The sequence below is a fragment of the uncultured Methylobacterium sp. genome, from assembly GCF_964242245.1.
Classification (GTDB): Bacteria; Pseudomonadota; Alphaproteobacteria; order Rhizobiales; family Beijerinckiaceae; genus Methylobacterium.
This window is the reverse complement of record NZ_CAXTBY010000053.1, coordinates 1-25,049: the sequence shown is the minus strand read 5'-3', so window position 1 is coordinate 25,049 and position 25,049 is coordinate 1. Positions and strand designations below refer to the sequence as shown.

The 25,049-nt window shown below is 70.3% G+C and carries 24 protein-coding genes and 1 pseudogene; 15 read left to right on the top strand and 10 right to left on the bottom strand.

Going from position 1 to position 25,049, the window contains the following annotated elements; all coding sequences use genetic code 11:
- The coding region (locus ACFE8Y_RS12650; RefSeq protein ID WP_375464736.1) for a pyridoxamine 5'-phosphate oxidase family protein at positions 1-295 on the bottom strand (295 nt) is incomplete at its 3' end.
- Positions 296-520: 225 nt separating this feature from the next.
- Here ACFE8Y_RS12650 and ACFE8Y_RS12645 point away from each other — a divergent pair.
- Complete coding sequence (locus ACFE8Y_RS12645; RefSeq protein WP_375464735.1) at positions 521-1,660, top strand: P-loop NTPase; 1,140 nt, start codon at positions 521-523, stop codon at positions 1,658-1,660.
- An 8-nt stretch (positions 1,661-1,668) separates the two neighbouring features.
- Complete coding sequence (gene mobA / locus ACFE8Y_RS12640) at positions 1,669-2,286, top strand: molybdenum cofactor guanylyltransferase MobA (RefSeq protein WP_375464734.1); 618 nt, start codon at positions 1,669-1,671, stop codon at positions 2,284-2,286.
- A gap of 411 nt (positions 2,287-2,697) precedes the next feature.
- Here mobA and ACFE8Y_RS12635 read toward each other — a convergent pair whose 3' ends face one another.
- The 6 genes and pseudogenes from ACFE8Y_RS12635 to ACFE8Y_RS12610 all read right to left on the bottom strand — a co-directional run.
- A complete protein-coding gene (locus ACFE8Y_RS12635; RefSeq protein ID WP_375464733.1) occupies positions 2,698-3,156 on the bottom strand; it encodes a peptidylprolyl isomerase in 459 nt (152 codons plus the stop codon).
- A 94-nt stretch (positions 3,157-3,250) separates the two neighbouring features.
- Positions 3,251-3,754, bottom strand: a complete 504-nt coding sequence (locus ACFE8Y_RS12630) for a hypothetical protein (protein WP_375464732.1) — start codon at positions 3,752-3,754, stop codon at positions 3,251-3,253.
- Positions 3,755-3,760: 6 nt separating this feature from the next.
- On the bottom strand, positions 3,761-4,312 hold the full coding sequence (locus ACFE8Y_RS12625; RefSeq protein ID WP_375464731.1) for a peptidylprolyl isomerase: 552 nt from the start codon (positions 4,310-4,312) through the stop codon (positions 3,761-3,763).
- Positions 4,313-4,349: 37 nt separating this feature from the next.
- Positions 4,350-4,859: a pantetheine-phosphate adenylyltransferase gene (gene coaD, locus ACFE8Y_RS12620; protein ID WP_375464730.1), complete on the bottom strand. Its 510-nt coding sequence runs from the start codon at positions 4,857-4,859 to the stop codon at positions 4,350-4,352.
- A 142-nt stretch (positions 4,860-5,001) separates the two neighbouring features.
- A complete protein-coding gene (locus ACFE8Y_RS12615; RefSeq protein ID WP_375464729.1) occupies positions 5,002-5,826 on the bottom strand; it encodes an outer membrane protein in 825 nt (274 codons plus the stop codon).
- Positions 5,827-6,136: 310 nt separating this feature from the next.
- Positions 6,137-6,331, bottom strand: a pseudogene (locus ACFE8Y_RS12610) (adenylyltransferase/cytidyltransferase family protein); the annotation flags it as partial.
- Between the two features lie 133 nt (positions 6,332-6,464).
- Between ACFE8Y_RS12610 and ACFE8Y_RS12605 the strand changes: the two are divergent.
- Positions 6,465-7,784, top strand: a complete 1,320-nt coding sequence (locus ACFE8Y_RS12605) for an NtaA/DmoA family FMN-dependent monooxygenase (protein WP_375464728.1) — start codon at positions 6,465-6,467, stop codon at positions 7,782-7,784.
- 9 nt (positions 7,785-7,793) lie between these two features.
- On the opposite strand, the gene gyrA is transcribed toward ACFE8Y_RS12605, so the two are convergent.
- On the bottom strand, positions 7,794-10,511 hold the full coding sequence (gene gyrA, locus ACFE8Y_RS12600; RefSeq protein WP_375464727.1) for a DNA gyrase subunit A: 2,718 nt from the start codon (positions 10,509-10,511) through the stop codon (positions 7,794-7,796).
- Between the two features lie 343 nt (positions 10,512-10,854).
- Here gyrA and ACFE8Y_RS12595 point away from each other — a divergent pair, with 343 nt between their 5' ends.
- The 12 genes from ACFE8Y_RS12595 (at position 10,855) to ACFE8Y_RS12540 (ending at position 23,156) form a co-directional block, all read left to right on the top strand.
- Positions 10,855-12,102, top strand: coding sequence for an acyl-CoA dehydrogenase family protein (locus ACFE8Y_RS12595; protein ID WP_375464726.1), 1,248 nt, complete (start codon positions 10,855-10,857; stop codon positions 12,100-12,102).
- Entirely contained in the window at positions 12,099-13,160 is a 1,062-nt protein-coding gene (locus tag ACFE8Y_RS12590; RefSeq protein ID WP_375464725.1) for a phosphotransferase family protein, read from the top strand. The genes ACFE8Y_RS12595 and ACFE8Y_RS12590 overlap by 4 nt, the downstream gene beginning before the upstream one ends.
- A 60-nt stretch (positions 13,161-13,220) precedes the next feature.
- Positions 13,221-14,003 carry an SDR family NAD(P)-dependent oxidoreductase gene (locus ACFE8Y_RS12585; protein ID WP_375464724.1) on the top strand — a complete coding sequence of 261 codons (783 nt, stop codon included), beginning with the start codon at positions 13,221-13,223 and terminating at the stop codon, positions 14,001-14,003.
- 197 nt (positions 14,004-14,200) lie between these two features.
- Complete coding sequence (locus ACFE8Y_RS12580) at positions 14,201-15,409, top strand: polyhydroxyalkanoate depolymerase (protein WP_375464723.1); 1,209 nt, start codon at positions 14,201-14,203, stop codon at positions 15,407-15,409.
- 116 nt (positions 15,410-15,525) lie between these two features.
- On the top strand, positions 15,526-18,120 hold the full coding sequence (locus ACFE8Y_RS12575) for a TIGR02302 family protein (protein WP_375464722.1): 2,595 nt from the start codon (positions 15,526-15,528) through the stop codon (positions 18,118-18,120).
- A 110-nt stretch (positions 18,121-18,230) separates the two neighbouring features.
- Positions 18,231-18,416 carry a twin transmembrane helix small protein gene (locus tag ACFE8Y_RS12570; protein ID WP_375464721.1) on the top strand — a complete coding sequence of 62 codons (186 nt, stop codon included), beginning with the start codon at positions 18,231-18,233 and terminating at the stop codon, positions 18,414-18,416.
- Between the two features lie 124 nt (positions 18,417-18,540).
- On the top strand, positions 18,541-19,155 hold the full coding sequence (locus tag ACFE8Y_RS12565) for an acyloxyacyl hydrolase (protein WP_375464720.1): 615 nt from the start codon (positions 18,541-18,543) through the stop codon (positions 19,153-19,155).
- A gap of 22 nt (positions 19,156-19,177) precedes the next feature.
- Positions 19,178-19,750 (top strand): cob(I)yrinic acid a,c-diamide adenosyltransferase, encoded by a 573-nt coding sequence (locus ACFE8Y_RS12560; RefSeq protein WP_375464719.1) that lies wholly within the window; start codon positions 19,178-19,180, stop codon positions 19,748-19,750.
- On the top strand, positions 19,747-20,019 hold the full coding sequence (locus ACFE8Y_RS12555; protein ID WP_375464718.1) for a hypothetical protein: 273 nt from the start codon (positions 19,747-19,749) through the stop codon (positions 20,017-20,019). The genes ACFE8Y_RS12560 and ACFE8Y_RS12555 overlap by 4 nt, the downstream gene beginning before the upstream one ends.
- Before the next feature lie 289 nt (positions 20,020-20,308).
- Complete coding sequence (locus ACFE8Y_RS12550) at positions 20,309-21,058, top strand: electron transfer flavoprotein subunit beta/FixA family protein (RefSeq protein ID WP_375464737.1); 750 nt, start codon at positions 20,309-20,311, stop codon at positions 21,056-21,058.
- Positions 21,059-21,123: 65 nt separating this feature from the next.
- Positions 21,124-22,077, top strand: coding sequence for an electron transfer flavoprotein subunit alpha/FixB family protein (locus ACFE8Y_RS12545; RefSeq protein ID WP_375464717.1), 954 nt, complete (start codon positions 21,124-21,126; stop codon positions 22,075-22,077).
- A 197-nt stretch (positions 22,078-22,274) separates the two neighbouring features.
- Entirely contained in the window at positions 22,275-23,156 is an 882-nt protein-coding gene (locus ACFE8Y_RS12540) for a 3-hydroxybutyryl-CoA dehydrogenase (RefSeq protein ID WP_375464716.1), read from the top strand.
- Positions 23,157-23,181: 25 nt separating this feature from the next.
- Here ACFE8Y_RS12540 and ACFE8Y_RS12535 read toward each other — a convergent pair whose 3' ends face one another.
- On the bottom strand, positions 23,182-23,484 hold the full coding sequence (locus tag ACFE8Y_RS12535) for a hypothetical protein (RefSeq protein WP_375464715.1): 303 nt from the start codon (positions 23,482-23,484) through the stop codon (positions 23,182-23,184).
- Positions 23,485-23,599: 115 nt separating this feature from the next.
- Complete coding sequence (locus ACFE8Y_RS12530; RefSeq protein ID WP_375464714.1) at positions 23,600-24,616, bottom strand: NAD(P)H-quinone oxidoreductase; 1,017 nt, start codon at positions 24,614-24,616, stop codon at positions 23,600-23,602.
- Positions 24,617-25,049: the final 433 nt, after the last annotated feature.

The following is a 25,049-nucleotide window of genomic DNA, read 5'->3' as shown; positions in this document are numbered from 1 at the left end:
TGGCTTGGTCGCGCACGATCTCGGCCTTGCCCGAGACCGAGACGTAGGTCTGGCTGGACGGGTCGGAATAGGCGAGGTTGATCTGGTTGTCGCGGCTGATCTCGGCGGTCTTCGGCGAATGCAGCTTGGTGAAGAACCACAGGTCGCCGTCCGCGTCGGCGTCGTTGTTCCACATCGGCCGGCTGTTCAGCGTGCCGTCCGGATCGGCGGTGGTCATCATCGCGATCTTGATGTCCTTGATCAGCGAAAACAGCTTCTTCGCGCCCTCGTGGTCGCGGTGGTTGCCCTGGTGCATCGACTCGTGTCTCCAAACTCGTGTCGCGCGGTCGCAAGGCCTGCCTGCTGACCGCATCGACGGTGGTTCGACAACGGACGACGCCCCGGTTGGTTCAGGCTCGGCGCCCGCGCAAGGGCGCAGCAGGGGGCGCCGGCCGCGAGGGTGGCGTTTCCGGCGGGTCCGTCTACATGAGCCGCACGCAATCCCAATCCTCGGCGCCGTCCCCGGCGAAGGAGCCCGACCTTGGCCATCACCCGCGACGACGTGCTGCGCGTGCTCCAGACCGTGACGGTCGATGCCGCCGGCACTCCCTTGCCGGCCTCCGGCCGGCTCTCGCAGGTCGTGATCGATCCGACGAACCGCGTGATGTTCTCGATCCTGATCGACGCGAGCGAGGCCGCCCGCTTCGAGCCGATCCGCAAGACGGCAGAGGGCAAGGTGCTGTCGATGCCGGGCGTGTCCGGCGTGTTCGCGAGCCTCACCTCCGAGCGCGGCCCCGGCATGCCGGAGCAGAGCGGCGCGGCCCCGCGCCCGGTCCCCGCGACGCCGCCGCGGCCCGGCGCTCCCCCGAACCAGGGGCCGGCGCTCCCGGGCGTGCGCCACATCGTGGCGGTGGCCTCGGGCAAGGGCGGCGTCGGCAAGTCGACCACCGCCTGCAACCTCGCGCTCGCGCTGCTCGCACAAGGGCTGAGGGTCGGGCTGCTCGATGCCGACATCTACGGCCCGTCGGTGCCCAAGCTCTTCGGGCTGACCGGCAAACCGCAAGTGATCGACGGCAAGACCATGGTGCCGATGGAGGGCTACGGGCTCAAGGTGATGTCGATCGGCTTCCTGATCGAGCCCGAGACGGCGATGATCTGGCGCGGGCCGATGGTGCAGTCGGCGCTCACCCAGATGCTGCGCGAGGTCGCGTGGGGCGAGCTCGACGTGCTGATCGTCGACATGCCCCCGGGCACCGGCGACGCGCAGCTCACCATGGCGCAGGCGACGCCGCTGTCGGGCGCCGTCATCGTCTCGACGCCGCAGGACCTCGCGCTGATCGACGCGCGCCGCGGCGTGACGATGTTCAAGAAGGTCGCGGTGCCGATCCTCGGCGTGATCGAGAACATGGCGACCTTCGTCTGCCCGAATTGCGGCCACGAATCGCACATCTTCGGGCACGGGGGCGCGCGGGCCGAGGCGCAGCGCCTCGGCGTGCCGTTCCTCGGCGAGGTGCCGCTGAACATGACGATCCGCGAGACGTCGGATTCCGGCCGGCCGGTCGTGGCGACCGCACCCGACGGGCCGCAGGCGCAGGTCTACCGCGCCATCGCCAAGCAGCTCTGGGCGAACCTCACCGGGGCACCGGTCGGCCGGGCGGCGCCGAAGATCGTGTTCGAGTAGGTCTTCCGGTGCCAGCGCCGGTCCTGGGCCTGATTCTGGCCGGCGGCCTCGCGCGGCGGATGGGCGGCGGCGACAAGGTGCTGCTCCGGCTCGGCGGCCGGACGCTGCTCGATCACGTGACAGGCCGGCTCGCGCCGCAATGCGCGGGGCTGGCGCTCAGCGCCAACGGCGACCCGGGGCGGTTTTCGGGATTTCGCGGACCGGTGCTGCCCGACGACGTACCCGATCATCCAGGTCCGCTCGCCGGCATCCTCGCGGGCCTGGACTTCGCGGCCGAGCATCGACCGGGCGCGAGCCATATCCTCAGCGTGTCCGGGGACGCCCCGTTCCTGCCGCACGACCTCGCCCTGTGCCTGGGATCGGCCGCCGGGCCCGGAGGCAGCGTCATCGCGCTCGCCGCCTCGGGCGGGCGGGCGCATCACACGGTGGCGCTCTGGCCGGTCGGCCTGCGCGGCGATCTGCGGGCGGCGCTGGCCGGCCGCGGCGAGCGCCGCGTCGGCGCGTTCATCGCCCGCCACGGCACGGTCGTGGTGACGTGGCCGTCCGAGCCCGTCGATCCGTTTCTGAACGTCAACACGCCGGACGACCTGAAGCTGGCCGAGGCGGCGCTTGCGGGCCGGGGATAGTTCGCTGCTCCGGCCAAGGGCTCCGGCGCCGGCGCGACACACGCCGCGAAGGGGAAGCGTTGCGGCGCCGGCCGCCGGGGGTTTCCCGCGGACGCTGCGCCGACGCCGAGCGGTTGGGCGAAACGGCAGAGCGACGCCGTCCGATACCCGGTTGATCGGTTCGGTTGCGCGGTCTCCCTCCCCCTCTGCGGGGGAGGGTGGGCCTCGCGTCAGCCAGCGTCGGGAGAGGGGAGCGCCGCCGGAACTGTCGCTTCCCTCACCCGACCCGCTTCGCGGGCCACCCTCCCCCGCAGAGGGGGGAGGGAGGGCGCGTCGGGACCGCCCTGCGCGATGTGCGGATACGATGGCGCAGAGGGGAGAGGGAAGGACGCATGGTTCACGCGGCGCCCTCCGAGAAAAGACCGGCCCGGCTCAGGCCGCCCCGACGGTCGCCTTCACGATCTTGTCGGGCGCGCGCGGTGGCTCGCCCTTGTTGAGGGTGTCGACCACGTCCATGCCCTCCACGACCTTGCCCCAGACGGTGTACTGCTTGTCGAGGAAGCGCGCGTCGGCAAAGCAGATGAAGAACTGCGAGTTGGCCGAGTGCGGGAAGTTGGTCCGCGCCATCGAGCAGGTCCCGCGGGTATGCGGCTCGGCGTTGAACTCGGCGTTCAGGTCCGGTAGGTCCGAGCCGCCCGAGCCCGTGCCGGTCGGATCGCCGGTCTGGGCCATGAAGCCGTCGATGACGCGGTGGAACGGCACCCCGTCGTAGAAGCCCTGGCCGGCGAGCGTCCTGATGCGCTCGACGTGGTTCGGCGCGAGGTCGGCGCGCAGGGCCACGACGATGCGGCCCTTGGTGGTCTCCAGGACGAGGGTGTCGGTGTCGGCCATGTCGGTCTCCAGAGTCTGCGGTTCGCGCGCACGGCGCCGGCGGCGTCGGGCGAAGGGCGGCTTCGGCCGGCAACGGCCGGACGGCCGGTTTCGTTCAGCCCGCGCCGTGCGGGGCCGCCCGGCGATAGACGAAGCGCAGGGCGACGGGGCGCCCGGCGATCGCCCGGCCGAGGGCGGGGGTGATGGGCGCCGGCAGGCAGCGGCGCAGGCCGTCGAGCGTGGCGCGGACCAGCGCCGGCCGGGTCTCGCCCCCGACGCCCGTCGCATAGGTGATCCGCGGCACGCCGAGCAGGCTGCCGTCGCGCCTCAGCGACAGGCGGGCCGTGATCTCGATGCCCCCGGCCCCGTCGAGGGCGGCGGGCGGGCGCCAGCAGGCGGCCAGCATCGGGTAGAGCTCGGCCAGCGTGTCGGCGGTCGCGGCCGGCGCGCGGTCGAGAGGCACCGTGACGGTGGCGCGCAGGGTCTGCGGCAGGCTCAAGGGATAGCCCGGTCCGCCGTCCTGGTAGGCGTACCCATAAAAGTCGCGGTCGCCCGCGGCGTCGGCGACGGACGGCGCGAAGGCGATCAGGCTCGCCAGCGTGACGCGCAGACGCGGCATCGACGGCTACTTGGCCTTCTCGGCCATCTGCATTTTCACGATCCTGTCCGGGTTCTGGACCGCGCCGCCCGACGCTCCGGATGCCGCCTTCTTGATCTTGTCGACGACGTCGAGTCCGTCCGAGACGAGGCCGACCACGGTGTACTGCCCGTTCAGGAAGGACGCGTCGCCGAGGCAGATGAAGAACTGGGAGTTGGCCGAGTTCGGGTCCGACGAGCGCGCCATGCCGACCGTGCCGCGCCGGAACTGGGCCGCGGAGAACTCGGCCGGGATGTCGGGCAGGCTCGACCCGCCGGTGCCGTTGCCCTTCGGGTCGCCGGTCTGGGCCATGAAGCCCTCCATCACGCGATGGAACTTGAGGCCGTTGTAGAAGCCCTGGTTCACCAGCGTCTTGATCTGCTTGACGTGCTGGGGCGCCAGGTCCGGGCGCAGCTCGATGGTGATGCGCCCGTCCTTGGTGTCGAGGTAGACCGTGTTGGCGTCGGCTGCGCGAACGGCGCCGGACAGGCCGAGGCCGGCGGTGAGCGCGAGCGCGAACAGGGCGTTGCGGCGGTTCATGGCGATGCGTCTCCTGAATTTTTCTTAAGCGAACGGGTCAGGTCGCAGCCGGCTTGCCGGCGCGGGCGGCGAGCCGCGCGGCGACTGCGGCCGGCACGAAGGGTGAGACGTCGCCGCCCATCGCCGCGATCTGGCGCACCAGCGTCGCGGTGATCGGCCGGACGTGGATCGAGGCCGGCAGGAACACGGTCTGCACCTCGGGGGCCATGGTGCCGTTCATGCCGGCGAGCTGCATCTCGTAATCGAGGTCGGTGCCGTCGCGCAGTCCCCGGATGAACAGCGTGGCGCCGCAACGCCGCGCCGCGCTCACCGCGAGATCGTCGAAGGTCGCGATCTCCAGCGCCGTGCCCTCGGCCTCGGCGAGGGGCGCGCAGGCTTCGCGCAGGAGCGCGGCGCGCTCCTCGGCGGGAAACAGCGGCGCCTTGCCCGGATGCACGCCGATGGCGATCACGAGCCGCTGCACCAGCCGGCAGGCTTGGCGCACGACGTCGAGATGGCCGTTCGTGACCGGATCGAAGGAGCCGGCATAGAGCGCGGTGCGGATCATCGCCCGACGCCCTAGAGGATTCTCGCGGGGAACGGAACCTCGCGCGCGAAATCGACGTGCCGGAACGCGAAGGGCGGCCACCCTCCCGGATGGCCGCCCCTCACGTCCGCCGGTCCGGCGCGATGCCGAACCACAGGCGATCCTAGTAGGTGCCGAACTTGTAGTTGATGCCGGCGCGGGCGAGGCTGCCCTCGGTCTGGAACTGCGCGACGTAGCCGGCGCCCGGACCGCCGGTGGTGCCGACCAGCAGGTTGCGGCTGCCGAGGTCGTAGCGCAGGTACTCGCCCTTGATCGTCACGGCGCTCGCACGGAAGAAGTTCAGGAACGACTCGGTGGGCAGCGCGTACTCGATGCCGCCGCCGTAGGCGTAGCCGGTCTCCATGGTCGAACGACGGCCGGCATAGGTGATCGGGGCGGCGGTCTGGAAGGTGACCGACTGGGTCACGTCGCCGTAGGCGAAGCCGCCGGTGCCGTACACCAACACCCGGTCGAACGCGTAGCCGATGCGGCCGCGCACGGTGCCGAGATAGTTGAGTTCGGTCCGGTAGCTGTTGGTCAGAACGTTGGCGTTGAAGGCCGGGTTGAAGATCGTCTCGGTGCGGCGACGCTGCAGGTCGGTGTACTGCGCGTCGGCCTCGACACCCACCACGATGCCGGAGCCCGGGGCGAACTGATAATTGTAGCCGATCTGGCCGCCGCCGGTGAAGCCGTCCTGCGGCAGCGGGACCGCAGCACGCCGCAGGCCGTTGTTCACGTTGTTCTGCAGCGCGCCGATGCCGGCGGTGCGGACGGTATCGCTCTCCGAGAAGGCGTAGCCGGCGTTCACGCCGAGGTAGAAGCCGGTCCAGGTGAAGACGGGCACGGGCGTGAAGACCGGCGGCGGTGCACGGCGCGGAAGATCGGCGGCCGAAGCGGCGCCCACGAGGCCGGCCGATGCGAGGGTGGAGAGGAGGAGCTTGCGGATCACGATGGGCCTCGACTGGGTACGACTTGCTGGGCCGGACTTAAGCCATAGACGTGACAAACATGATATGGTTTCGTTGCAACACCGAACGAAGATGATCTTGCCGAAGCCGACAAATTTTTATTTACGTTTCTCTGCGGGCAATCATCCCAGGATTCAGAAAAAATCTTTGGCCGTTCAACAAAGCACCGTCGGATGAAACGAAGACACCCGCGTCGACGGAGCGATGCGGATGTTTTCGAAGCGTCGTGGTGATGTGGACCGTATCCGCCCGGACGGCTCAGGCGGGCTCGTCCGCCATCTCTCCGCCCTCGTCCTCGCCCGCGATGTGCTCGCAGGCCTCGCGCAGCATCGCCGCGTGGTCCTCGGCCGAGAACAGCGGAGCCTTGCCCGGATGGACGCCGATGGCAATGACGAGACGCGCGGCCAGCCGGACGGCTTGGCGGATCACGTCGAGGTGCCCGTTCGTGACCGGATCGAACGAGCCGGCATAGAGCGCGGTGGTCATGGCCGGCGGACGCGGAAGATTTCCGCGCCGAGGGAAACCGCGCACGCGATTGGAGCTGCGGACCGGACGCGCCGGCGCGGCCACGTTCTTGCCTGCACCGACGTCGATACGCAGGACAAGAGGACCCTCCTGGATGCGGGACAGGCGCTTTCACCTCGGCTGGTTCACCTATTTCGGGCAGAACGCCTGGAACGATCCCCTCGGCTCAGGATCTGAGCCCTGGACGGGCGACCTGCACCTCGATCTCGCCCGCGCGATGGAGCGCGCCTGCTTCGATTACATGCTGATCGAGGACACGCTGAGCATCCCGGCCGTCTACAAGGGAAGCCGCGAGACCTACCTCAAGCACGCCATCATGGTGCCGAAGCAGGACCCCGTACCGCTCGCGGCGATCCTCGGCACGGCGACGCGCAACCTCGGCCTCGTCATCACGCTCTCGACGCTGGCCTACAAGCCCTTCATGCTCGCGCGGCTGATCGCGACCCTGGATCACATGACCCGGGGCCGCTTCGGCTGGAACATCGTCACGACGGCCGAGCACGCCTCGGCGCTGAACCTCGGGCTGACGGAACTGCCCCCGCGCCAACTCCGCTACGACATGGCCGACGAGTACGTCGAACTCGTCGAGCGCCTGATCGGGACCTGGGAGCCCGGCGCCGTCGTCCGGGACGCCGCGACCGACACCTACGCCGACGCGAGCAAGGTGCACGCGCTGAACTTCGAGGGGCGGTGGTACAGCTCCAGCGGCCCGCTGACGACGACGCCCCCGCCCCAGGGGCGGCCCGCCTACATCCAGGCCGGCGGCTCGCCGCGCGGGCGCCTCTTCGCCGCGACGCATGCCGACTCGGTCATCGCGAGCACGACGGGGATCGCGGGCATGAAGAGCTACCGCGACGACATCCGCCGGCTCGCGGCGGGCGCTGGCCGCAACCCGGACGACATCAAGGTGCTGTCCCTGATCGCGCCGGTGGTGGCCGAGACCCGCGCGCAGGCGCAGGAGCAGTACGAGCGCGCGCTCGCCTCGCCGGGCTACACCGAACGGGCGCTGGCGCTGTTCAGCTCGTTCACCGACATCGACTTCTCGCAGTTCGACCTCGACGCGCCGCTGCCGCCGCTGACGACCAACGCCGAGCAGGGCGCGCTCGACAAGTTCTGCCAGACGCAGCCGGGCGGATCGCCGAGCCCCAAGACCCTGCGCCAGCTCGTCAGGGACAGCGGCACGACGGGCGCCCTCGACCTCGTCGGGACCCCGGACGACGTCGCCGACATGATGGGCGATGCGATGGCCCAGGTCGGCGGCGACGGCTTCCTGATCGCGACGCCGTTCCATCGCCTGACGCGCGTCTACATCGACAGCATCTGCGACGGGCTCGTGCCGGCGCTCCAGCGCCGCGGGCTCGCCCGCAGCGCCTACACGACGACCACGCTGAGGCAGACGCTGCGCGAGTTCTGAGCCGCCGGCTCAGGCGTCCTCGGTCTCGTCCTCGCCCGCGATGTGCTCGACCGAGACGACGCGCTCGTCCTTGGCGGTGTCGAACACCGTCACCCCCTGCGACGCGCGCCCGACGACGCGGATGTCGTCCACCGGCACGCGGATGAGCTGGCCGGCATTGGTGACCAGCATGATCTGGTCGGAGGCCTCCACGGGGAAGGAGGCGACGAGGCTGCCGTTGCGGGCGTTGACCTCCATCGCCTTGATGCCCTTGCCGCCGCGGCCCGAGGTCCGGTACTCGAACGACGAGGTGCGCTTGCCGTAGCCGCGCTCGGCGAGCGTCAGCACGAACTGCTCGTGCAGGCTCATGTCGTTGTAGCGCTCGAGCGACACGGCGGCCTCGACGACGCTCTCCTCGGCATCGGCGCCCGCATCCGCCTCCGCGGTCTCGCCGCGCACGGCCCGGCTCATCTTGAGGTAGCCGGCGCGCTCCTCCGGCGTCGCCTCGAACCCGTTCAGGATCGTCATCGAGATGACGCGGTCGCCCTTGCCCAGCGTGATGCCGCGCACGCCCGTGGAGTCGCGGCCCTTGAACACGCGCACATCCTCCACGGGGAAGCGGATGCACTGGCCGTTGGCGGTGGTGAGCAGCACGTTCTGCTCGGGCCGGCAGATCTCGACGTGGACGATGTGGTCGCCCGGATCGAGCTTCATCGCGATCTTGCCGTTGCGGTTCACCTGCACGAAGTCGGAGAGTTTGTTGCGCCGCACGCCGCCCGAGGCGGTCGCGAACATCACGTCCAGCGTCTCCCACGACGCCTCGTCCTCGGGCAGCGGCATGATCGTGGTGATGCGCTCGGCCTGGTTCTGGAGCTGGAGGATGTTGACCAGCGCCTTGCCGCGCGCGTTCGGCGCCGCCATCGGCAGGCGCCAGACCTTCTCCTTGTAGGCTTGGCCCTGGCTGGAGAAGAACAGCACCGGCGTATGCGTGCTCGCCACGAACAGGCGGGTGACGAAATCCTCCTCGCGGGTCGTCATGCCGGCGCGGCCCTTGCCGCCGCGGCGCTGGGCCCGGTAGGTCGAGAGCGGCACGCGCTTGACGTAGCCGGCGTGGCTCACGGTCACGACCATGTCCTCGCGCTGGATCAGGTCCTCGTCGTCGACGCTCGAATCGTAGTCGAGGATCACCGTGCGGCGCGGCGTGGCGAACTGCGTGCGCACCTCGGCGAACTCGTCCTTGACGATGGTCTGGATGCGCACCCGCGAGCGCAGGATGTCGAGGTAGTCGGCGATCTCGTCGGCGAGCGACTTCAGCTCGTCGCCGACCTCGTCGCGGCCGAGCGCCGTGAGGCGCTGGAGGCGCAGATCCAGGATCGCGCGGGCCTGCACCTCGGAGAGGCGATAGGTGCCGTCGTCCTTCACCCGGTGGCGCGGGTCGTCCACGAGCGCGATCAGGGGCGCGATGTCGTGGGCCGGCCAGTCGCGCGCCATCAACGCCTCGCGGGCCGTGTTCGGGTCGGGCGAGGTGCGGATCAGCCGGATCACCTCGTCGATGTTGGCGACCGCGATGGCGAGCCCGCACAGCACGTGGGCGCGCTCGCGCGCCTTGTTGAGCAGGAACTTGGTGCGTCGGGAGACCACCTCCTCGCGGAAGTCGATGAAGGCCTGGAGCAGGTCCTTCAGGTTCATCAGCTCGGGGCGGCCGCCGTTCAGCGCCACCATGTTGCAGCCGAACGAGGATTGCAGCGGCGTGAAGCGGTAGAGCTGGTTCAGTACTACCTCGGCCATCGCGTCGCGCTTGATCTCGACGACGACCCGCATGCCGTCGCGGTCGGACTCGTCGCGCAGGTCCGAGATGCCCTCGACGCGCTTCTCCTTGACCAGCTCGGCGATCTTCTCGACGAGCGTCGCCTTGTTCACCTGATACGGGATCTCGGTGAAGATCAGCGCCTCGCGCTCCTTGCGCAGCTCCTCCACGTGGGACTTGGCCCGCATGATGATCGAGCCGCGGCCGGTGGCGTAGGCGAGGCGCGTGCCCGCTCTTCCCAGGATCGCGCCGCCGGTCGGGAAGTCGGGGCCGGGGACGATCTCGGTCAGTTGTTCGATGGTGAGCCCCGGATCGTCGATCAGCGCGATGCAGGCGTCGATCAGCTCGCCGAGGTTGTGCGGCGGGATGTTGGTCGCCATGCCGACGGCGATGCCGCCCGCGCCGTTGACGAGCAGGTTCGGGAAGCGGGCGGGGAGCACCGAGGGCTCCTCCCGCGACTCGTCGTAGTTCGGCTGGAAGTCGACGGTGTTCTTGTCGATGTCGGCCAAGAGCGCGGTCGCGGGCTTGGCCAGCCGCGACTCGGTGTAGCGCATGGCGGCGGCCGGATCGCCGTCGACGGAGCCGAAATTGCCCTGCCCGTCGATGAGCATCAGGCGCATCGAGAAGTCCTGCGCCATGCGCACCAGGGCGTCGTAGATCGATTGGTCGCCGTGCGGGTGGTAGAGACCAATCACATCGCCGACGATGCGGGCCGACTTGACGTACTTGCGCTCGGGCAGGTGCCCGCTCTCGTAGGCCGCGAACAGGATGCGCCGGTGCACCGGCTTGAGGCCGTCGCGCGCGTCGGGGAGCGCGCGGGCTACGATCACGCTCATGGCGTAATCGAGGTAGGAGCGGCGCATCTCGTCGGTGATGGAGACGGGCTTGATGTCGCTGGCGGGCGGGGCTGCGGCGCCGCCCTTGTCGTCGTTGTCGGCCAAGGGTCTCTTTCCGTGTACGAAGCCGCCGCGTCCGGTGGCGCTTCATGTGATCCGCACGCCCCGATGTACCGCATCCGGGCCGTTTCAGGGGAAGACGAATGATTTCAGGTGGTTAATTAATCCTCAGGGCCGCCCGGCGCAAGCGCCTCCGCGTGCGGGCGACGCGCCCGTACCGTCCTGATCCGCCTCGCAATTCGCAGGACCGGTATCGAGCGGCGGGGCCTGAGGCAGGGCGGGATGTCTCAGCCTCGGGCGGCGTTGGGGTTGTCCCGCGAATCCGAGCGGGAGTACGCTGGGTCTACTCAGGCGCGAACGAACGGCGGCGGGTTCAGGGAGCGGAGCGTTGGATTTTTCCCCGTCCTCGACGCAGGAGCGCTGGCTCGCGCGGGTCCGCGACTTCATGGCCGCCGAGGTCTCCCCGGCGCTCGGCGCCGTTCGGGCGGAGACCGCCGCGACGGTGCCCGACCGCTGGGCGCCCTCCGCAATCATCGAGGGCCTGAAGCAGCGGGCGCGGGCGGAAGGGCTGTGGAACCTGTTCCTGCCCCCGTCCCCCGAGCACGACACGGCGGAATTCCGCGGCGCCGGGCTGACCAACCTCGACTACGCGCCCTGCGCCGAGGCGATGGGCCGGGTCGCCTGGGCCTCGGAGGTGTTCAACTGCTCGGCGCCCGACACCGGCAACATGGAGGTGCTGCACCGCTACGGCAGCGCCGCACAGAAGGCGCGCTGGCTGAAGCCGCTGATGGCGGGGGAGATCCGTTCGGCCTTCCTGATGACGGAGCCGGATGTGGCCTCCTCGGACGCCACCAACATCGCCACCGCGATCCGCCGTGACGGTGACCACTACGTCGTCAACGGCCGCAAGTGGTGGTCGACGGGCGTCGGCGACCGCCGCTGCAAGGTCGCGATCGTGATGGGCAAGACCGACCCGGACGCCCCGCGCCACAGCCAGCAATCGCAGATCCTCGTGCCGCTCGACGCGCCGGGCGTCGAGATCCGCCGCCTGCTCACGGTGTTCGGCTACGACGAGGCGCCGCACGGCCACGCCGAAGTCATCCTGCGGGACGTGCGCGTGCCGGCGGAAAACCTGATCCTCGGCGAGGGCCGCGGCTTCGAGATCGCGCAGGGGCGCCTCGGGCCGGGGCGTATCCACCACTGCATGCGCACCATCGGCGCGGCGGAAGCCGCGTTGGAGGCGATGGTGCGCCGCCTCCTGTCGCGCACCGCCTTCGGCAAGCGGCTCGCCGACCAGTCGGTCTGGGAGCAGCGGGTCGCGGAGGCCCGGATCGACATCGAGATGACGCGCCTGCTCTGCCTGAAGGCCGCCGACATGATGGACAAGGTCGGCGCAAAGGGGGCGAAGCTCGAGATCGCGATGATCAAGGTCGCCGCGCCGCGCATCGCGCTGAAGGTGATCGACGATGCGATCCAGGCCCATGGCGGCGCCGGCGTCTGCGACGATTTCGATCTCGCCCGGACCTACGCGCACGTCCGGACGCTGAGGCTCGCCGACGGGCCGGACGAGGTCCACAACCGCGCGATCGCGCGCCTCGAATTCGCCCGCCACACCAACCAGGACCCGGCGGCGTGAGCGGCGGACCGGACGCCGCCTTCTCCGGCACAAAACCAGTCGAGCCGCGCCACCGCATCGACGAGGCGGCGCTCGACGGCTGGATGCGGGCAAACGTGGCCGGCTATTCCGGGTCGCTGAGCGTGCGCCAGTTCAAGGGGGGACAGTCGAACCCGACCTACCGCCTGGAGACGCCGGGCCACGCCCGCGTCCTGCGGCGAAAACCCTTCGGGGCCCTGCTCCCGTCGGCGCACGCGGTCGAGCGCGAGTTCCGGCTGATCGGCGCGCTGCACGGCACCGGCTTCCCGGTGCCCCGTGCCGAGGCGCTGTGCGAGGATACGGGCGTCATCGGCGCGGTGTTCTACGTCATGGAGGCGGTCGAGGGCGCGGTGCACTGGAACGCGGCCCTGCCGGCCCTCGCGCCCACGGAGCGCCGCCGCGTCTACGAGGCGATGATCGGTACGCTGGCCCGCCTCCACAACACCGACCACGAGGCCATCGGGCTGGCCGATTACGGCCGGCCTGGCAACTACTTCGCCCGGCAGGTCGAGCGCTGGACCAGGCAGTACCGCGCCGCCGAGGGCGACCGCCTGGAGGCCGCCGAGCGGCTGATCGACTGGCTGCCGCGCTCCGTCCCGGAGCAGACGCGGGTCTCGATCGTCCACGGCGACTATCGCCTCGACAACATGATCTTTTCCGGGGGCGGCGTGGCGGCTGTGCTCGACTGGGAACTCTCGACGCTCGGCGATCCGCTCGCCGATTTCAGCTACCTGCTGATGCACTGGGTGCTGCCGGCCGACGGGCGCAGCGCCCTCGGCGGCCTCGACCTCGCGCGCCTCGGCATCCCGATGCGGGACGAGGCGGTGGCACTCTACTGCCGCGAGACCGGACGCGACGGGTTGCCGGACCTCGACTGGTACTTCGCCTACAACCTGTTCCGGCTGGTCGGCATCCTCCAGGGCATCGCCGGGCGGATGAAGGCCGGAACCGCCGCGAGCGACCACGCCGCCGACATGGCCGCCCGCGTGCCGCAACTGGCCGAGGCCGCATGGTCCTTCGCCCTCAAGGCCGGGGCCTGAGGCGTTGGGAGCCGCGGACCGGACCGGCGAGGCTTCGACGGACGCGGGAGGGAGAGGCCGATGTCGCTGTTCGACCTGACCGGCAAGGTCGCCGTCATCACCGGCTCGTCGCGCGGCATCGGCCGCGCCATCGCGCTGCGCATGGCCGAGCAGGGCGCGCGGGTGGTGGTGTCGTCGCGCAGGCGCGAGGCCTGCGCGGTGGTGGTGGCCGAGATCGAGGCGGCCTACGGGGCCGGCCGCGCCGTCGCGGTGCCCGCCAGCATCTCGGTGAAGGACGACCTCGTCCGCCTGATCGGTGAGACCCACGACACGTTCGGCGCGGTCGACGTGCTGGTCTGCAACGCGGCGAGCAACCCGTATTACGGGCCGCTCGCCGGCATCACGGACGGGCAATTCACCAAGATCCTCAGCAACAACGTCCTCTCGAACCACTGGCTGATCCAGCTCGCGGCCCCCGGCATGATCGCGCGGCGGGACGGGGCGATCGTCATCGTCTCGTCGATCGGCGGGCTGTTGGGCTCGCCGGTGATCGGCGCCTACAACGTCTCCAAGGCCGCCGACATGCAGCTCGCGCGCAACTACGCGGTCGAGTACGGGCCGCACAATGTCCGGGTGAACTGCATCTGCCCCGGGCTGGTCCGCACCGACTTCGCCCGCGCCCTGTGGGAGGACCCGAAGGTGCTGGAGGCCGCGACCTCCGGCGCGCCGCTCCGGCGGATCGGCGAGCCGGACGAGATCGCGGGCGCGGCGATCTTCCTGGCGTCTGCCGCCGGGCGCTTCACGACGGGGCAGGCGATCGTGGTGGACGGGGGCGTGACGATCGCGAGCGGGGCGATCGGGTGAGGTGCCCGGGCCGGCGCCCGTCGCGGCCTGATGCCGCGAAAGCACAGGCCGGCACCTTCGCACTTTTCGACGTTGCGGCGCTTCCGCGCTAGGCCCAGTCTGCATGCATGATGATGCAGCATGTCGCGGCGTATCAGCCCATCCCCGAAGCCGTGATCGCCCGCAGGACGGAACGGTCGCGCACGAGTGCCCGTCCGATGCTGTACGATGCGTTCGAGATGCAGTGCGACTTGGCGCAGCAGACCCGTGCCTGGGGCCGCGTGCTGCACCAGGCGGTCTCGCCGTGGGCGGGCCTGGGCGAACCGGTGACGTGGTGGTCGGCCGGCGCCCGGATGATGATGCGCACCGGCCTGACCTTCGCCCGGCCGGCCTACGGCATCGAGACGGTGAAGGTCGGCAACCGGGAGGTGCCGGTCACCGAGGAGCCGGTTCTCGCCACGCCCTTCGGCACGCTGCTGCGCTTCCGCAAGGACATCGACACCGAGCAGCCGAAGGTGCTGGTGGTGGCGCCGCTCTCGGGCCACTTCGCGACGCTGCTGCGCGGCACGGTGAGGACCCTGCTGCCCGACCACGACGTCTACATCACCGACTGGCACAACGCCCGCGACGTGCCGCTCTCCGAGGGCGCCTTCGGCTTCGACGACTACGTCGACCACCTGATGCAGTTCCTGAGGGCGATGCGGGGCGGCGGGCACGTGCTCGCCGTGTGCCAGCCGACGGTGCAGGCGCTCGCCGCCGCCGCCGTGATGGCGGAGGCCAAGGATGCGGCGGTCCCGCGCAGCATGACGCTGATGGCCGGTCCGGTCGATTGCCGCATCAGCCCGACCTCGGTGAACACGCTCGCCACCTCGAAGCCGATCGCGTGGTTCGAGAAGAACCTCATCGCCACGGTGCCGCGCCGCCACAAGGGCGCGGGGCGGCGGGTCTATCCCGGCTTCATGCAGGTCTCGGCCTTCGTCGCCATGAACACCAAGCGCCACGTGCAGGGGCACACGGACCTGTTCTGGCACATGGCCAACGGCGAGACCGGCAAGGCCGAGGCCATCGCCGGCTTCTACGACGAGTACTTCGCCGTCCTCGACCTCGCGGCGGAGTTCTACATCGAGACCGTGAAGACGGTGTTCCAGGACTACACGCTGGCCAAGAACGAGCTCACCTACCGCGGCAACCCGATCGACATGCGCAGCGTGCGCCGCACCGCGCTGATGACCGTGGAGGGTGAGCGCGACGACATCTGCGCGGTGGGCCAGACCATGGCCGCCCACGACCTCTGCACCAGCCTCCCCCCGCACATGCGCAGCCACCACCTCCAGGCCGGCGTCGGCCATTACGGCGTGTTCTCCGGCCGCAAGTGGGAGGGCCAGACCTATCCGCTGGTGCGCAACTTCATCCAGTCGCACGATTGACCTTCGGGGTATCGGGCCTCGGCCCTGAGCGGATTTGACCCGCTGGCCCGGGATGCCCACCATGCTAGCCTGAACCGGAGGGCACCCGGCCGAGAGGCGCGGGGGGCGGCGGGGCGATGACCGGCGTGAGCAGGGACGATCCGAAGCGATCCGACGCCTTGGCGCGGCTCGACCGGCTGGTGGCGCGGGCGGGCGCTGCGGGGCGGTGGGAGCGTGCGTGGCCGGTGCTCTGGCGCGGCCTCGGCGTCGGGCTCGCCTTCCTCGCCGTGTCCTGCCTCGGGCTGTGGCTCGACCTCGCACCGGCTTGGCGCATCGCCGGCCTCGCCGGCTTCGCGCTGGCATTCCTCGGCGGTCTCGTGCCGCTCCTGCGCCTCGGGCGCACCGACCGGCGCGCCGCGCTCGCCCGCATCGATCGCGAGGCGGCCGCGCGCGACCCGGCCCTGGCGCACGCGCCGGCTTCCGCGATCGGGGATACGCTCGCGGTCGGCAGCGACGACCCCGACACCCGCGCACTCTGGACGCTGCACCAGCGCCGGGCGGCGGACGCGGTGTCGCGCCTTCGCGTCGGGTTGCCGCGCCCGGGGATGACGCGGCACGACCCGTTCGCCCTGCGGGCGCTCCTCGTGGTCACGGCCGTCGCGAGCCTGTTCGTCGCCGGCCCGGAATGGCGCGACCGGATCGGCAGCGCCTTCGACTGGCACGCACCGGCCGCCGCCGGCCCGCGCTTCCGCATCGACGGCTGGATCGATCCGCCGATCTACACCCGCATGCCGCCCCTCGTCGTCACCATGTCCGGCGGCGAGCAGCGCCTGCGCGCGCCGGTGAACGCCCAGCTCATCGTGCGGATCGCGGGAGAGGGGCCGGCGCTGACGACCCTGACCCCGGACGCCGGCCTCAAAGCCCTGCCCGGCAAGGAGGCCCGGCCGGACCTGCGCGAGGACCGGTTCCAGGTGGTCGGACCGGTCGCCGAGCTGACCATCGCGGCGCCCGGCCAGACCCAGCGCCTGATCGTCGAGGCGATCCCCGACCATCCGCCGGAGGTGCGCAGCGTCGGCGGCCCCGAGGTCAACGGGCGCGGGACCTTCAACCTGACCTACCGCGCCAAGGACGATTACGGGATCGCCTCGGCCGAAGGCCTCGTCGAGCCGATCGGAGGCGCGCGCGCGCTGGTGCCGCCGCCGCGGATCGCCCTGGCGCTGCCGGGGGACGCGAGCGGCGAGGCCGACACCAAGACGCTCGTGGACCTCACCGACAATCCCTGGTCGGGGGGCAAGGTGCGCTTCACGATCGTCGTCAAGGACGAGGCGGGCCAGGAAGGGCGCACGCCGACCGTGGACATGGTGCTGCCCGCCCGCCCCTTCCGCGACCCGCTGGCCCGCGCGCTCGCCGAGGAGCGCCGCCGCCTCGTCGTCACGCCGGACGAGGGCCGGCGCCGGGTTCAGACCTCGCTGGACGCATTGCTGATCGCGCCCGACCCGTTCACGCCCAAGCTCGCGGTCTTCCTCGGCCTGAAGGCGGCGGCACGGCGCCTGCGCGCGGCCGACACCGACGCGGCCCTGACGGAGGTCGCAGACCTCCTGTGGGAGATGGCCCTCAAGATCGAGGACGGCGACCTCTCGGACGCCGAGAAGCAGCTTCGGCAGGCGCAGGACCGTCTCAAGCAGGCGATCGATAAGAATGCCCCCGACGACGAGATCAAGCGCCTGACCCAGGACCTGAAGCAGGCGCTCGACAAGTTCATGAAGGAGCTGGCGGAGAAGCAATCCCGCGAACCGCGCGAGCCGAGCGCGCGCAGCCAGCAGGGTCAGCCGTCGAAGACGGTCACGCCGGAGGATCTCGACAAGATGCTCCAGGAGATGGCCGAGGCGATGAAGCGCGGGGATACCGCCGAGGCTCAGCGCCTGATGGAGCAGTTGCGCAACATCCTGGAGAACCTTCAGAGCGCCGAGCAGGGCGGCAAATCGGATCCGAGCGCGCGCGCGATGCAGCGCCAGATGAAGGAGCTCGATCAGATGGCCCGCGATCAGCAGGGCCTGCGCGACGAGACCTTCAAGGAGGGTCAGGACAAGCCCGGGTCCGGGCAGGGCCAGCGCGGCCAGCGTCCGCAGCCCGGACAGAAGGGGCAGCAGGGTCAAGGACAGCAGTCTCCCGGTCAGCAGGGCCAGCGCGGCCAGCAAGGTCGCGAGGGACAGAAGGGCGAGGGCCAGCAGGGCGGCGTCGGCGAGCGGCAGCAGGCGCTGCGCCAGCGCCTGGAGGACCTCGAGAAGCGCATGAAGGAGAACGGCATGAAGGGCGAGGAGGGACTCGCCGATGCCGAGGATGCCATGCGCGAGGCGGAGAACGCCCTGAAGCAGGGCCAGGAGGGGGATGCGGTCGATGCGCAGGGCCGTGCCCTCGACGGGCTGAAGCGTGGCGCCGAGGGCATGCAGCAGCAGATGCAGGAGATGGCCGAGGGCGAGGGCCAGGGCGACAAGCCGGACGGCCAAGCGCCCGGGCAGCAGGGACAGGCCGGCGCCAAGGACGATGACCCGCTCGGCCGCCCGACCCGCGGCCGCGACATGAGCGACGGCCGCGTCAAGGTTCCGACGGCCGACGAGTCGGCCGTGCAGCGCGCCCGGCGGATCATGGAGGAGCTGCGGCGCAAGCTCGGCGACCCGACCCGTGCCCGGGAAGAGCTCGACTACTTCGAGCGGCTGCTGCGCCGCAATTGAGCGGCGGGGCGGCCTCGTGTCACGGATGCGGCAGCGGCGCTTCGTCCCTGCCGTCGTCGCCGCGAAGCCCCTATGATGGTGCATCGCACGCTGTCGAGGTCGCTTAATTCATGTCCGGCAATTCCGTCGTCCTCGTCGCCTGCCTCGCGGTGGCGGTGATCCTGCTTATCGGCCTCGCCAACATGATGCGCGGCGGCGACGCCAACCTGTCGCAGCGGCTGATGCGCCTGCGCGTCCTGCTCCAGTTCGTGGCGATCCTCGTGATCATGGGGGTGGCGTGGTGGCGCTCGGCCTGAGACTGTGACCGGGGGGCCGCACCGGGCGGCAATCGGGGCCGTCACGGATGAAACGCCCTCGGCCGCGCTGCCGGGCGCTCCGTCCTTCGTGCTAGGGATGCGGGCTCAACCGGATCCCTCCTGCATGCTGTCCATCTCGTGTCGCCCGCTCGTCGGCGCCCTGGCCCTGGCGATGACCCTGCCCGCCTTGGCGGCCGATCTCGGCCCCGCGCCGCGGGCCGCCTACACGGCTCCGGTTCAGCCGCTCAGCATCGTCTCGGAGGTCCGCGTCGGCGGCGCGGTTCAGGACCCGGGCAGCGCGGAAGGCGGCACGAACAACGTCAACGGCGAAATCCTGTTCGCCAAGCCCCTGGTGAGCCTCGATCCGTTCTGGCAGTCCTTCGTCCCGCGCCCGACGGTGGGCGGCAGCTACAACTTCGGCGGCCGCACCAGCTACGCCTACCTCGGCGCCACCTGGACGGTGGACCTGTTCCCGCAGACCTTCAACAACATCGTCTTCCTCGAAGGCTTCTTCGGCGGCGCGGTCCACGACGGCGCGACGGGCGAGAAATCCCTGATCAACCTCAGGTTAAACGCTCTGGGCTGTTCGCCCCTGTTCCGCGAGGCCGCCGCCCTGGGCTTCCGCCTGAGCGAGCATTGGAGCATTATGGCCACCGTCGAGCACATGTCGAACGCCGGTCTCTGCGTGAACAACCGCGGCCTGACCAACTTCGGCGGCAAGCTCGGCTACACCTTCTGATCCTGAGAGCGCGTATCCGGTCTTGGTCACCCTCAACCGCATCTACACGCGCACCGGCGACACGGGCACGACGGCGCTCGCCGACGGGCAGCGCCGCTCGAAGGCGGATCTCCGCATCGAGACCTACGGCACCGTCGACGAAACCAACTCCTGCGTCGGCCTCGCGCGCCTGCACGCCGAGCCGCGCCTCGACGCGATGCTCGGCGCGATCCAGAACGACCTGTTCGACCTCGGCGCGGACCTCGCGACCCCGCAGAGCGATGCGCCGCCCGCCTACGAGCCCCTGCGGATCGTGGCGTCACAGGTGGCGCGCCTGGAAGCCGACATCGACGCGCTGAACGCGAACATCGCGCCGCTGAAATCCTTCGTCCTGCCGGGCGGCTCGCCCGCGGCCGCCGCGCTCCACCTCGCGCGCACCGTCTGCCGCCGGGCTGAGCGCCACGCGGTCGCGCTGGCCGCCACCGAGGGCGAGGTCGTCTCGGCCGAGGCGCTCAAGTACCTCAATCGTCTCTCCGACTTCCTGTTCGTCGCGAGCCGCGCCGCCAACGCGGACGGCGTCGACGACGTGCTCTGGGTGCCGGGCAAGAATCGGTGAGGCGGACGGACGGCGCGCGGCGGAGGCTCGGGTCCGGCGCGGTCTCGATCGTCGTCGCGGCGATCCTGGTCGGAGCCCTGACGCTCACCGGCATCCTGGGCTGGAAGTGGTACAGCCACGTCACGGCCGGGTCCTCGCCCTACGATGAGATCGGCATCGACGTGAACGCCCGCCTGCCGGCGCCGATCCGCGAATGGGGCTGCGCACGCATCATGGAGCGCTTCCCGCGGGCGGTGCCGCCCTACGGCTGCCAGAACGGGCAGCCCTGATCCGGGAATGGTCGCCACGACCATTCCCGGATCAGCCCCGCGGACACGCTGCGATCCGCTGCCCGCCTCCGGAGGCTGCCGTTCGGTGCGCTGCCGGGCATCACAACGGTACGGGACCGTTGGCCGCGCGCGAGGGGGTTCGGACCTTGAGCCGGGCTGCCGCCGGCGACGGCGTCGCGTTGACAAGGCGGAAATGTGGCCGCTACGGTCCGCTCCCTGTACGAGCCGCCGGCGTCTCCAGGCCGGCTCTCCCGACAAGAAAACGTGCGCGCGGAGGACGTTGACCGCCATGAAGGTTCTGGTGCCCGTCAAGCGGGTGGTCGATTACAACGTGAAGATCCGGGTCAGGGCCGACGGCTCCGGGGTCGAGCTCGCCAACGTCAAGATGTCGATGAACCCCTTCGACGAGATCGCCGTCGAGGAGGCGATCCGCCTGAAGGAGAAGGGCAAGGTCAGCGAGATCGTGGCCGTCTCGATCGGGCCGCAGCAATCCCAGGAGACGCTGCGCACCGCACTTGCCATGGGCGCCGACCGGGCGATCCTGGTGAAGACCGACGTGAACTGCGAACCGCTCGCGGTCGCCAAGATCCTCAAGGCTGTGGTCGATAAGGAGAACCCCGGACTCGTCATCCTCGGCAAGCAGGCGATCGACGACGATTCCAATCAGACCGGCCAGATGCTCGCTGCGCTGCTGGGTTGGCCGCAGGGCACCTTCGCGTTCAAGCTGGAGTTCGGCGACGGCACCGTCGATGTCACCCGCGAGGTCGACGGCGGATTGCAGACCGTGAGCCTCACGCTGCCGGCTGTCGTCACGACGGACCTGCGCCTCAACGAGCCGCGCTACGCCTCGCTGCCCAACATCATGAAGGCGAAGAAGAAGCCGCTGGAGGAGCTGGCGCCGGAGGCGCTGGGGATCGACGTGACCCCGAAGCTGAAGATCCTGAAGACCACCGAACCGCCGGGCCGGTCGGCCGGCATCAAGGTCGGGTCAGCCGCCGAATTGGTGCAGAAGCTCAGGGGCGAAGCCGGCGTCATCTGATCCGTCCGGACAGCGCTCCCGCGCGCGGCCGTGCGTCCGTCCCGTCACATTCGAGGCTTGAACCGATGACCACCCTCCTCCTCGTCGAGCATTCCGGGTCCGAGATCAAGGACGGCACGCTGAAGGCGCTCACTGCCGCCGGGCAGCTCGGCGGACCGATCCACGCCCTGGTGCTCGGCGCCGGCAGCAGGCCGGCGGCCGAGGCTGCGGCCCGGCTCGACGGCGTCGAGAAGGTGCTGCTGTCCGAGGACGCGGTCTACGACCACGACCTCGCCGAGCCGGTCGCCGCGCTGATCGTCGCGCTCAGCGAGCCCTACGACGCCATCGTCTGTTCGGCGACGACCACCGGCAAGAACATCCTGCCGCGCGTGGCCGCGCTGCTGGACGTCGCTCAGATCTCCGACATCATCACGGTCATCTCCCCCGACACGTTCGAGCGTCCGATCTACGCCGGCAACGCGATCCAGACCGTCCAGGCCGGCCCCGGCAAGCGGGTCATCACCGTCCGCACCGCCGCGTTCAAGGCGGCGGGCGAGGGCGGCGCGGCGGCACCCGTCGAGGCGGTGAGCGCGGCAGCCTCCGCGGCCGGCGGCTCGACGTTCAAGGGCGAGGAGATCGCCCAATCCGATCGACCGGAGCTGGCGGCGGCCAAGATCATCGTCTCGGGCGGCCGCTCGCTGGGGTCCTCGGACAAGTTCAAGGAGCTGATCGAGCCGCTAGCCGACAGCCTCGGCGCCGCGGTCGGCGCCTCGCGCGCTGCGGTGGATGCGGGCTACGCGCCGAACGACTGGCAGGTCGGCCAGACCGGCAAGGTCGTGGCGCCGGACCTCTACGTCGCGGTCGGCATCTCCGGGGCGATCCAGCACTTGGCCGGCATGAAGGACTCGAAGGTCATCGTGGCGATCAACAAGGACGAGGACGCGCCGATCTTCCAGGTGGCCGATTACGGCCTCGTCGGCGACCTGTTCCAGGTGGTGCCGGCCCTGCAGGCGGAGATCGGAAAGGCCAAGGGCGGCTGAGCGGCGGCTGAGCCGGCGCATCATCCTGTCCGCCCATGGTCCGGTGCGGCGTGCTACGGGTTCCACAGCAGCCCCGGAAGGGTCTAGAAGGCGGGACCCGTGCGTTCCGGCCCGCTTCGACGAGGCTGCCGGATCGCGCGACTGGTGTAAGCTCGGCAGCCGCTCCGGTTGTGAGCGTCGGGGGCACGGATCGAGAGATGGGCATCGATATCAAGCGCGTCGGCATCATCGGTGCCGGGCAGATGGGCAGCGGCATCGCCCACGTCTGCGCCGCGGCCGGCCTCGACGTGCTGCTGAACGACCGCGATGCCGAGCGCCTCAACTCGGGTCTCGCGAGCATCGACGGCAACCTCGCCCGGCAGGTCGCCAAGGGCACGATCAGCGAGGGCCAGCGCCGTGACGTCCGGGAGCGCGTCGTCCCGGCGCGAAGCTTCGAGGACCTCGGTCCCTGCGACCTCGTGATCGAGGCCGCGACCGAGAACGAGGCGACCAAGCGCCAGATCTTCTCGACCCTGTGCCCGTCGCTCCGTCCGGACGCACTCGTCGCGACCAACACCTCGTCGATCTCGATCACGCGGCTCGCCGCCTCGACCGACCGGCCCGAGCGCTTCATCGGCATCCACTTCATGAACCCGGTGCCGGTGATGCAGCTCGTCGAGCTGATCCGCGGCATCGCCACCGAGGACCCGACCTACGAGTCGGCCAAGGCGTTCATTGCCAAGCTCGGCAAGACTTCGACGATGTCGGAGGATTTCCCGGCCTTCATCGTCAACCGCATCCTGCTGCCGATGATCAACGAGGCGATCTACACCCTCTACGAGGGCGTCGGCTCGGTGGAGTCGATCGATACCGCGATGCGGCTCGGCGCGAACCATCCCATGGGCCCGCTGCAACTCGCCGACTTCATCGGCCTCGACACCTGCCTGTCGGTGATGCAGGTGCTCTACGAGGGCTTGGCGGACTCGAAGTACCGTCCCTGCCCGCTCCTGGTGAAGTACGTCGAGGCGGGTTGGCTCGGCCGCAAGGTCAAGCGCGGCTTCTACGACTACCGCGGCGAGACACCGGTTCCGACCCGCTGACGGCGGGCCGGGCGCGCAAGGGACGCTACTTCGGGGTTCCGTTGGCGGAGGGCTGCGACGGCTGCGGATAGGATGGGTTTCCGGCCGGGACACCGCCGCTGTTAGCCGAGGACGGCCCGTTCGCCTGACCGCTCACCGAGCCGGTGACCTCCTTGCGCGAGCCGTCCTGGCTCTGGCTGGCGTAGTCCTTCGGCGAGTTCGCGCCGTTCCAGGTGAGGAGGCCCACCGTGGCGATCACCAGGAGCACGAGGCTCGCGCCCAGCACCCACAGCATCGACTTGCCGCGCTCGCCCTGCCGTGCGCTCTCGTTGGGCAACTTCTCAGCCATCTCAAACACCTCACCTGCGCGCCGTACGGGCGTCGCACGCGCCGGGACCGGCGCGCATCCGTGATCCGGCCAACGCAGGGCCGCGGGCGCGGGTTCCTCCCGGCGGTGCCGCGCCTCAGCGGCCGGTGACGAGCAGGATCTTGCCGAGGTGGGCGCTCGACTCCATCAGCGCGTGCGCCGCCCGCGCCTCCTCCAGCGGGAAGGTCGCGTGGATCACCGGCCGGATCGCGCCCGCGTCGAGCATCGGCCACACGTCCCGCCGCAGGCCGTCCGCGATCGCGGCCTTCTCGGCGTTCGGGCGCGGGCGGAGCGTGGCGCCGGTGAAGGTCAGGCGCTTGAGCATGATCGGCGTAATGTTGAGCGCCTCGACCTTGTAGCCGCCCATCAGGGCGATCAGCACGAGGCGTCCCTCGACCGCGAGCGAGGCGATGTTGCCCGCGAGGTAGCTCGCGCCGATCATGTCGAGGATCACGTCGACGCCCTTGCCGTCGGTCAGCCGCTGGACCTCCTCGGCGAAGTCCGCCTCGCGGTAGTTGATCGCCGCATCGGCGCCGAGCTCCTCGCAGAACCGGCACTTCTCGGCCGAGCCCGCCGTCGTCAGCACGCGGGCGCCCATCTGCTTGGCCACCTGGATCGCGGTCGACCCGATGCCGCTCGATCCGCCATGCACCAGGAAGGTCTCGCCGGAGGCCAGCCGGCCGCGCTGGACCACGTTGGAATAGACGGTGAAGAACGTCTCCGGGATGCCGCCGGCCTCGACCAGCGTCAGGGCCTTGGGCCTGGGCAGGCAGTGGCCGGCTTCCGCCACCGCGAATTCGGCGTAACCGCCGCTGATCACCAGCGCGCAGACCTCGTCCCCCACCCCGAGTGCCGACACCCCCTCGCCCAGCGCTGCGATGCACCCGGACACTTCGAGCCCGGGCACCCCGGTCGCCCCCGGCGGCGGGGGATATTTCCCGCCGCGCTGCATCACATCCGGCCGGTTGACGCCGGCCGCGACCACCTCGATCAGAACCTGGCCCCGACCAGCCACGGGCAACGGCGCCGTCTCGATGCCGATCACCTCCGGCCCGCCGCCGCCGTGGAAGCAGACTTGGCGCATGCTTCCGGGGATGTAGGGGGTGTTCGACATCAAGCGCTTCCCTGATCTGTTGCCATCCCGGCGCCCCCGGGTGTAGCCGGTCGATGCGGTCCCGAGGGCCGGTGACGGTCCGATCGGACCGCGCCCCCGGTCGTCATCGCGGCCTCGTTTCCAGTTGCGCCATGCCTGCGTCCGTTGACAAGCCCGGTATGCTGGGCTGCGGGAAGCCTGATGCCGAAAGCGCAGCTCCGCTAGACACAGTGCCTGTACATGGGAATCGACTGGATCAGGTCCTTGAGCTGTTGCGGAGCCGCAATCGTCCGTTCGCTGTCATGGGTCAGGAGATCGAACGGAACGCAGCAGCCCACACTCCTTTCGATGGACGCGATGACCGAATCGAACAAGCTCGTGGACGTTGCACCGTCCGCCCAGAACGTGATCGACCTGTTCCAGGGAGAATGGTCCTCCCGGATGCCGGAGCACC

Bases quoted from the DNA above. Each gene is read 5' to 3' on its own strand.
- ACFE8Y_RS12550 (WP_375464737.1), top strand. From the start codon at position 20,309: ATGAAGGTTCTGGTGCCCGTCAAGCGGGTGGTCGATTACAACGTGAAG.
- ACFE8Y_RS12580 (WP_375464723.1), top strand. From the start codon at position 14,201: ATGCTGTACGATGCGTTCGAGATGCAGTGCGACTTGGCGCAGCAGACC.
- ACFE8Y_RS12540 (WP_375464716.1), top strand. From the start codon at position 22,275: ATGGGCATCGATATCAAGCGCGTCGGCATCATCGGTGCCGGGCAGATG.
- ACFE8Y_RS12635 (WP_375464733.1), bottom strand. From the start codon at position 3,156: ATGGCCGACACCGACACCCTCGTCCTGGAGACCACCAAGGGCCGCATC.
- ACFE8Y_RS12530 (WP_375464714.1), bottom strand. From the start codon at position 24,616: ATGTCGAACACCCCCTACATCCCCGGAAGCATGCGCCAAGTCTGCTTC.
- ACFE8Y_RS12585 (WP_375464724.1), top strand. From the start codon at position 13,221: ATGTCGCTGTTCGACCTGACCGGCAAGGTCGCCGTCATCACCGGCTCG.
- ACFE8Y_RS12570 (WP_375464721.1), top strand. From the start codon at position 18,231: ATGTCCGGCAATTCCGTCGTCCTCGTCGCCTGCCTCGCGGTGGCGGTG.
- ACFE8Y_RS12535 (WP_375464715.1), bottom strand. From the start codon at position 23,484: ATGGCTGAGAAGTTGCCCAACGAGAGCGCACGGCAGGGCGAGCGCGGC.
- ACFE8Y_RS12605 (WP_375464728.1), top strand. From the start codon at position 6,465: ATGCGGGACAGGCGCTTTCACCTCGGCTGGTTCACCTATTTCGGGCAG.
- ACFE8Y_RS12630 (WP_375464732.1), bottom strand. From the start codon at position 3,754: ATGCCGCGTCTGCGCGTCACGCTGGCGAGCCTGATCGCCTTCGCGCCG.
- coaD (WP_375464730.1), bottom strand. From the start codon at position 4,859: ATGATCCGCACCGCGCTCTATGCCGGCTCCTTCGATCCGGTCACGAAC.
- ACFE8Y_RS12625 (WP_375464731.1), bottom strand. From the start codon at position 4,312: ATGAACCGCCGCAACGCCCTGTTCGCGCTCGCGCTCACCGCCGGCCTC.
- ACFE8Y_RS12575 (WP_375464722.1), top strand. From the start codon at position 15,526: ATGACCGGCGTGAGCAGGGACGATCCGAAGCGATCCGACGCCTTGGCG.
- ACFE8Y_RS12545 (WP_375464717.1), top strand. From the start codon at position 21,124: ATGACCACCCTCCTCCTCGTCGAGCATTCCGGGTCCGAGATCAAGGAC.
- ACFE8Y_RS12565 (WP_375464720.1), top strand. From the start codon at position 18,541: ATGCTGTCCATCTCGTGTCGCCCGCTCGTCGGCGCCCTGGCCCTGGCG.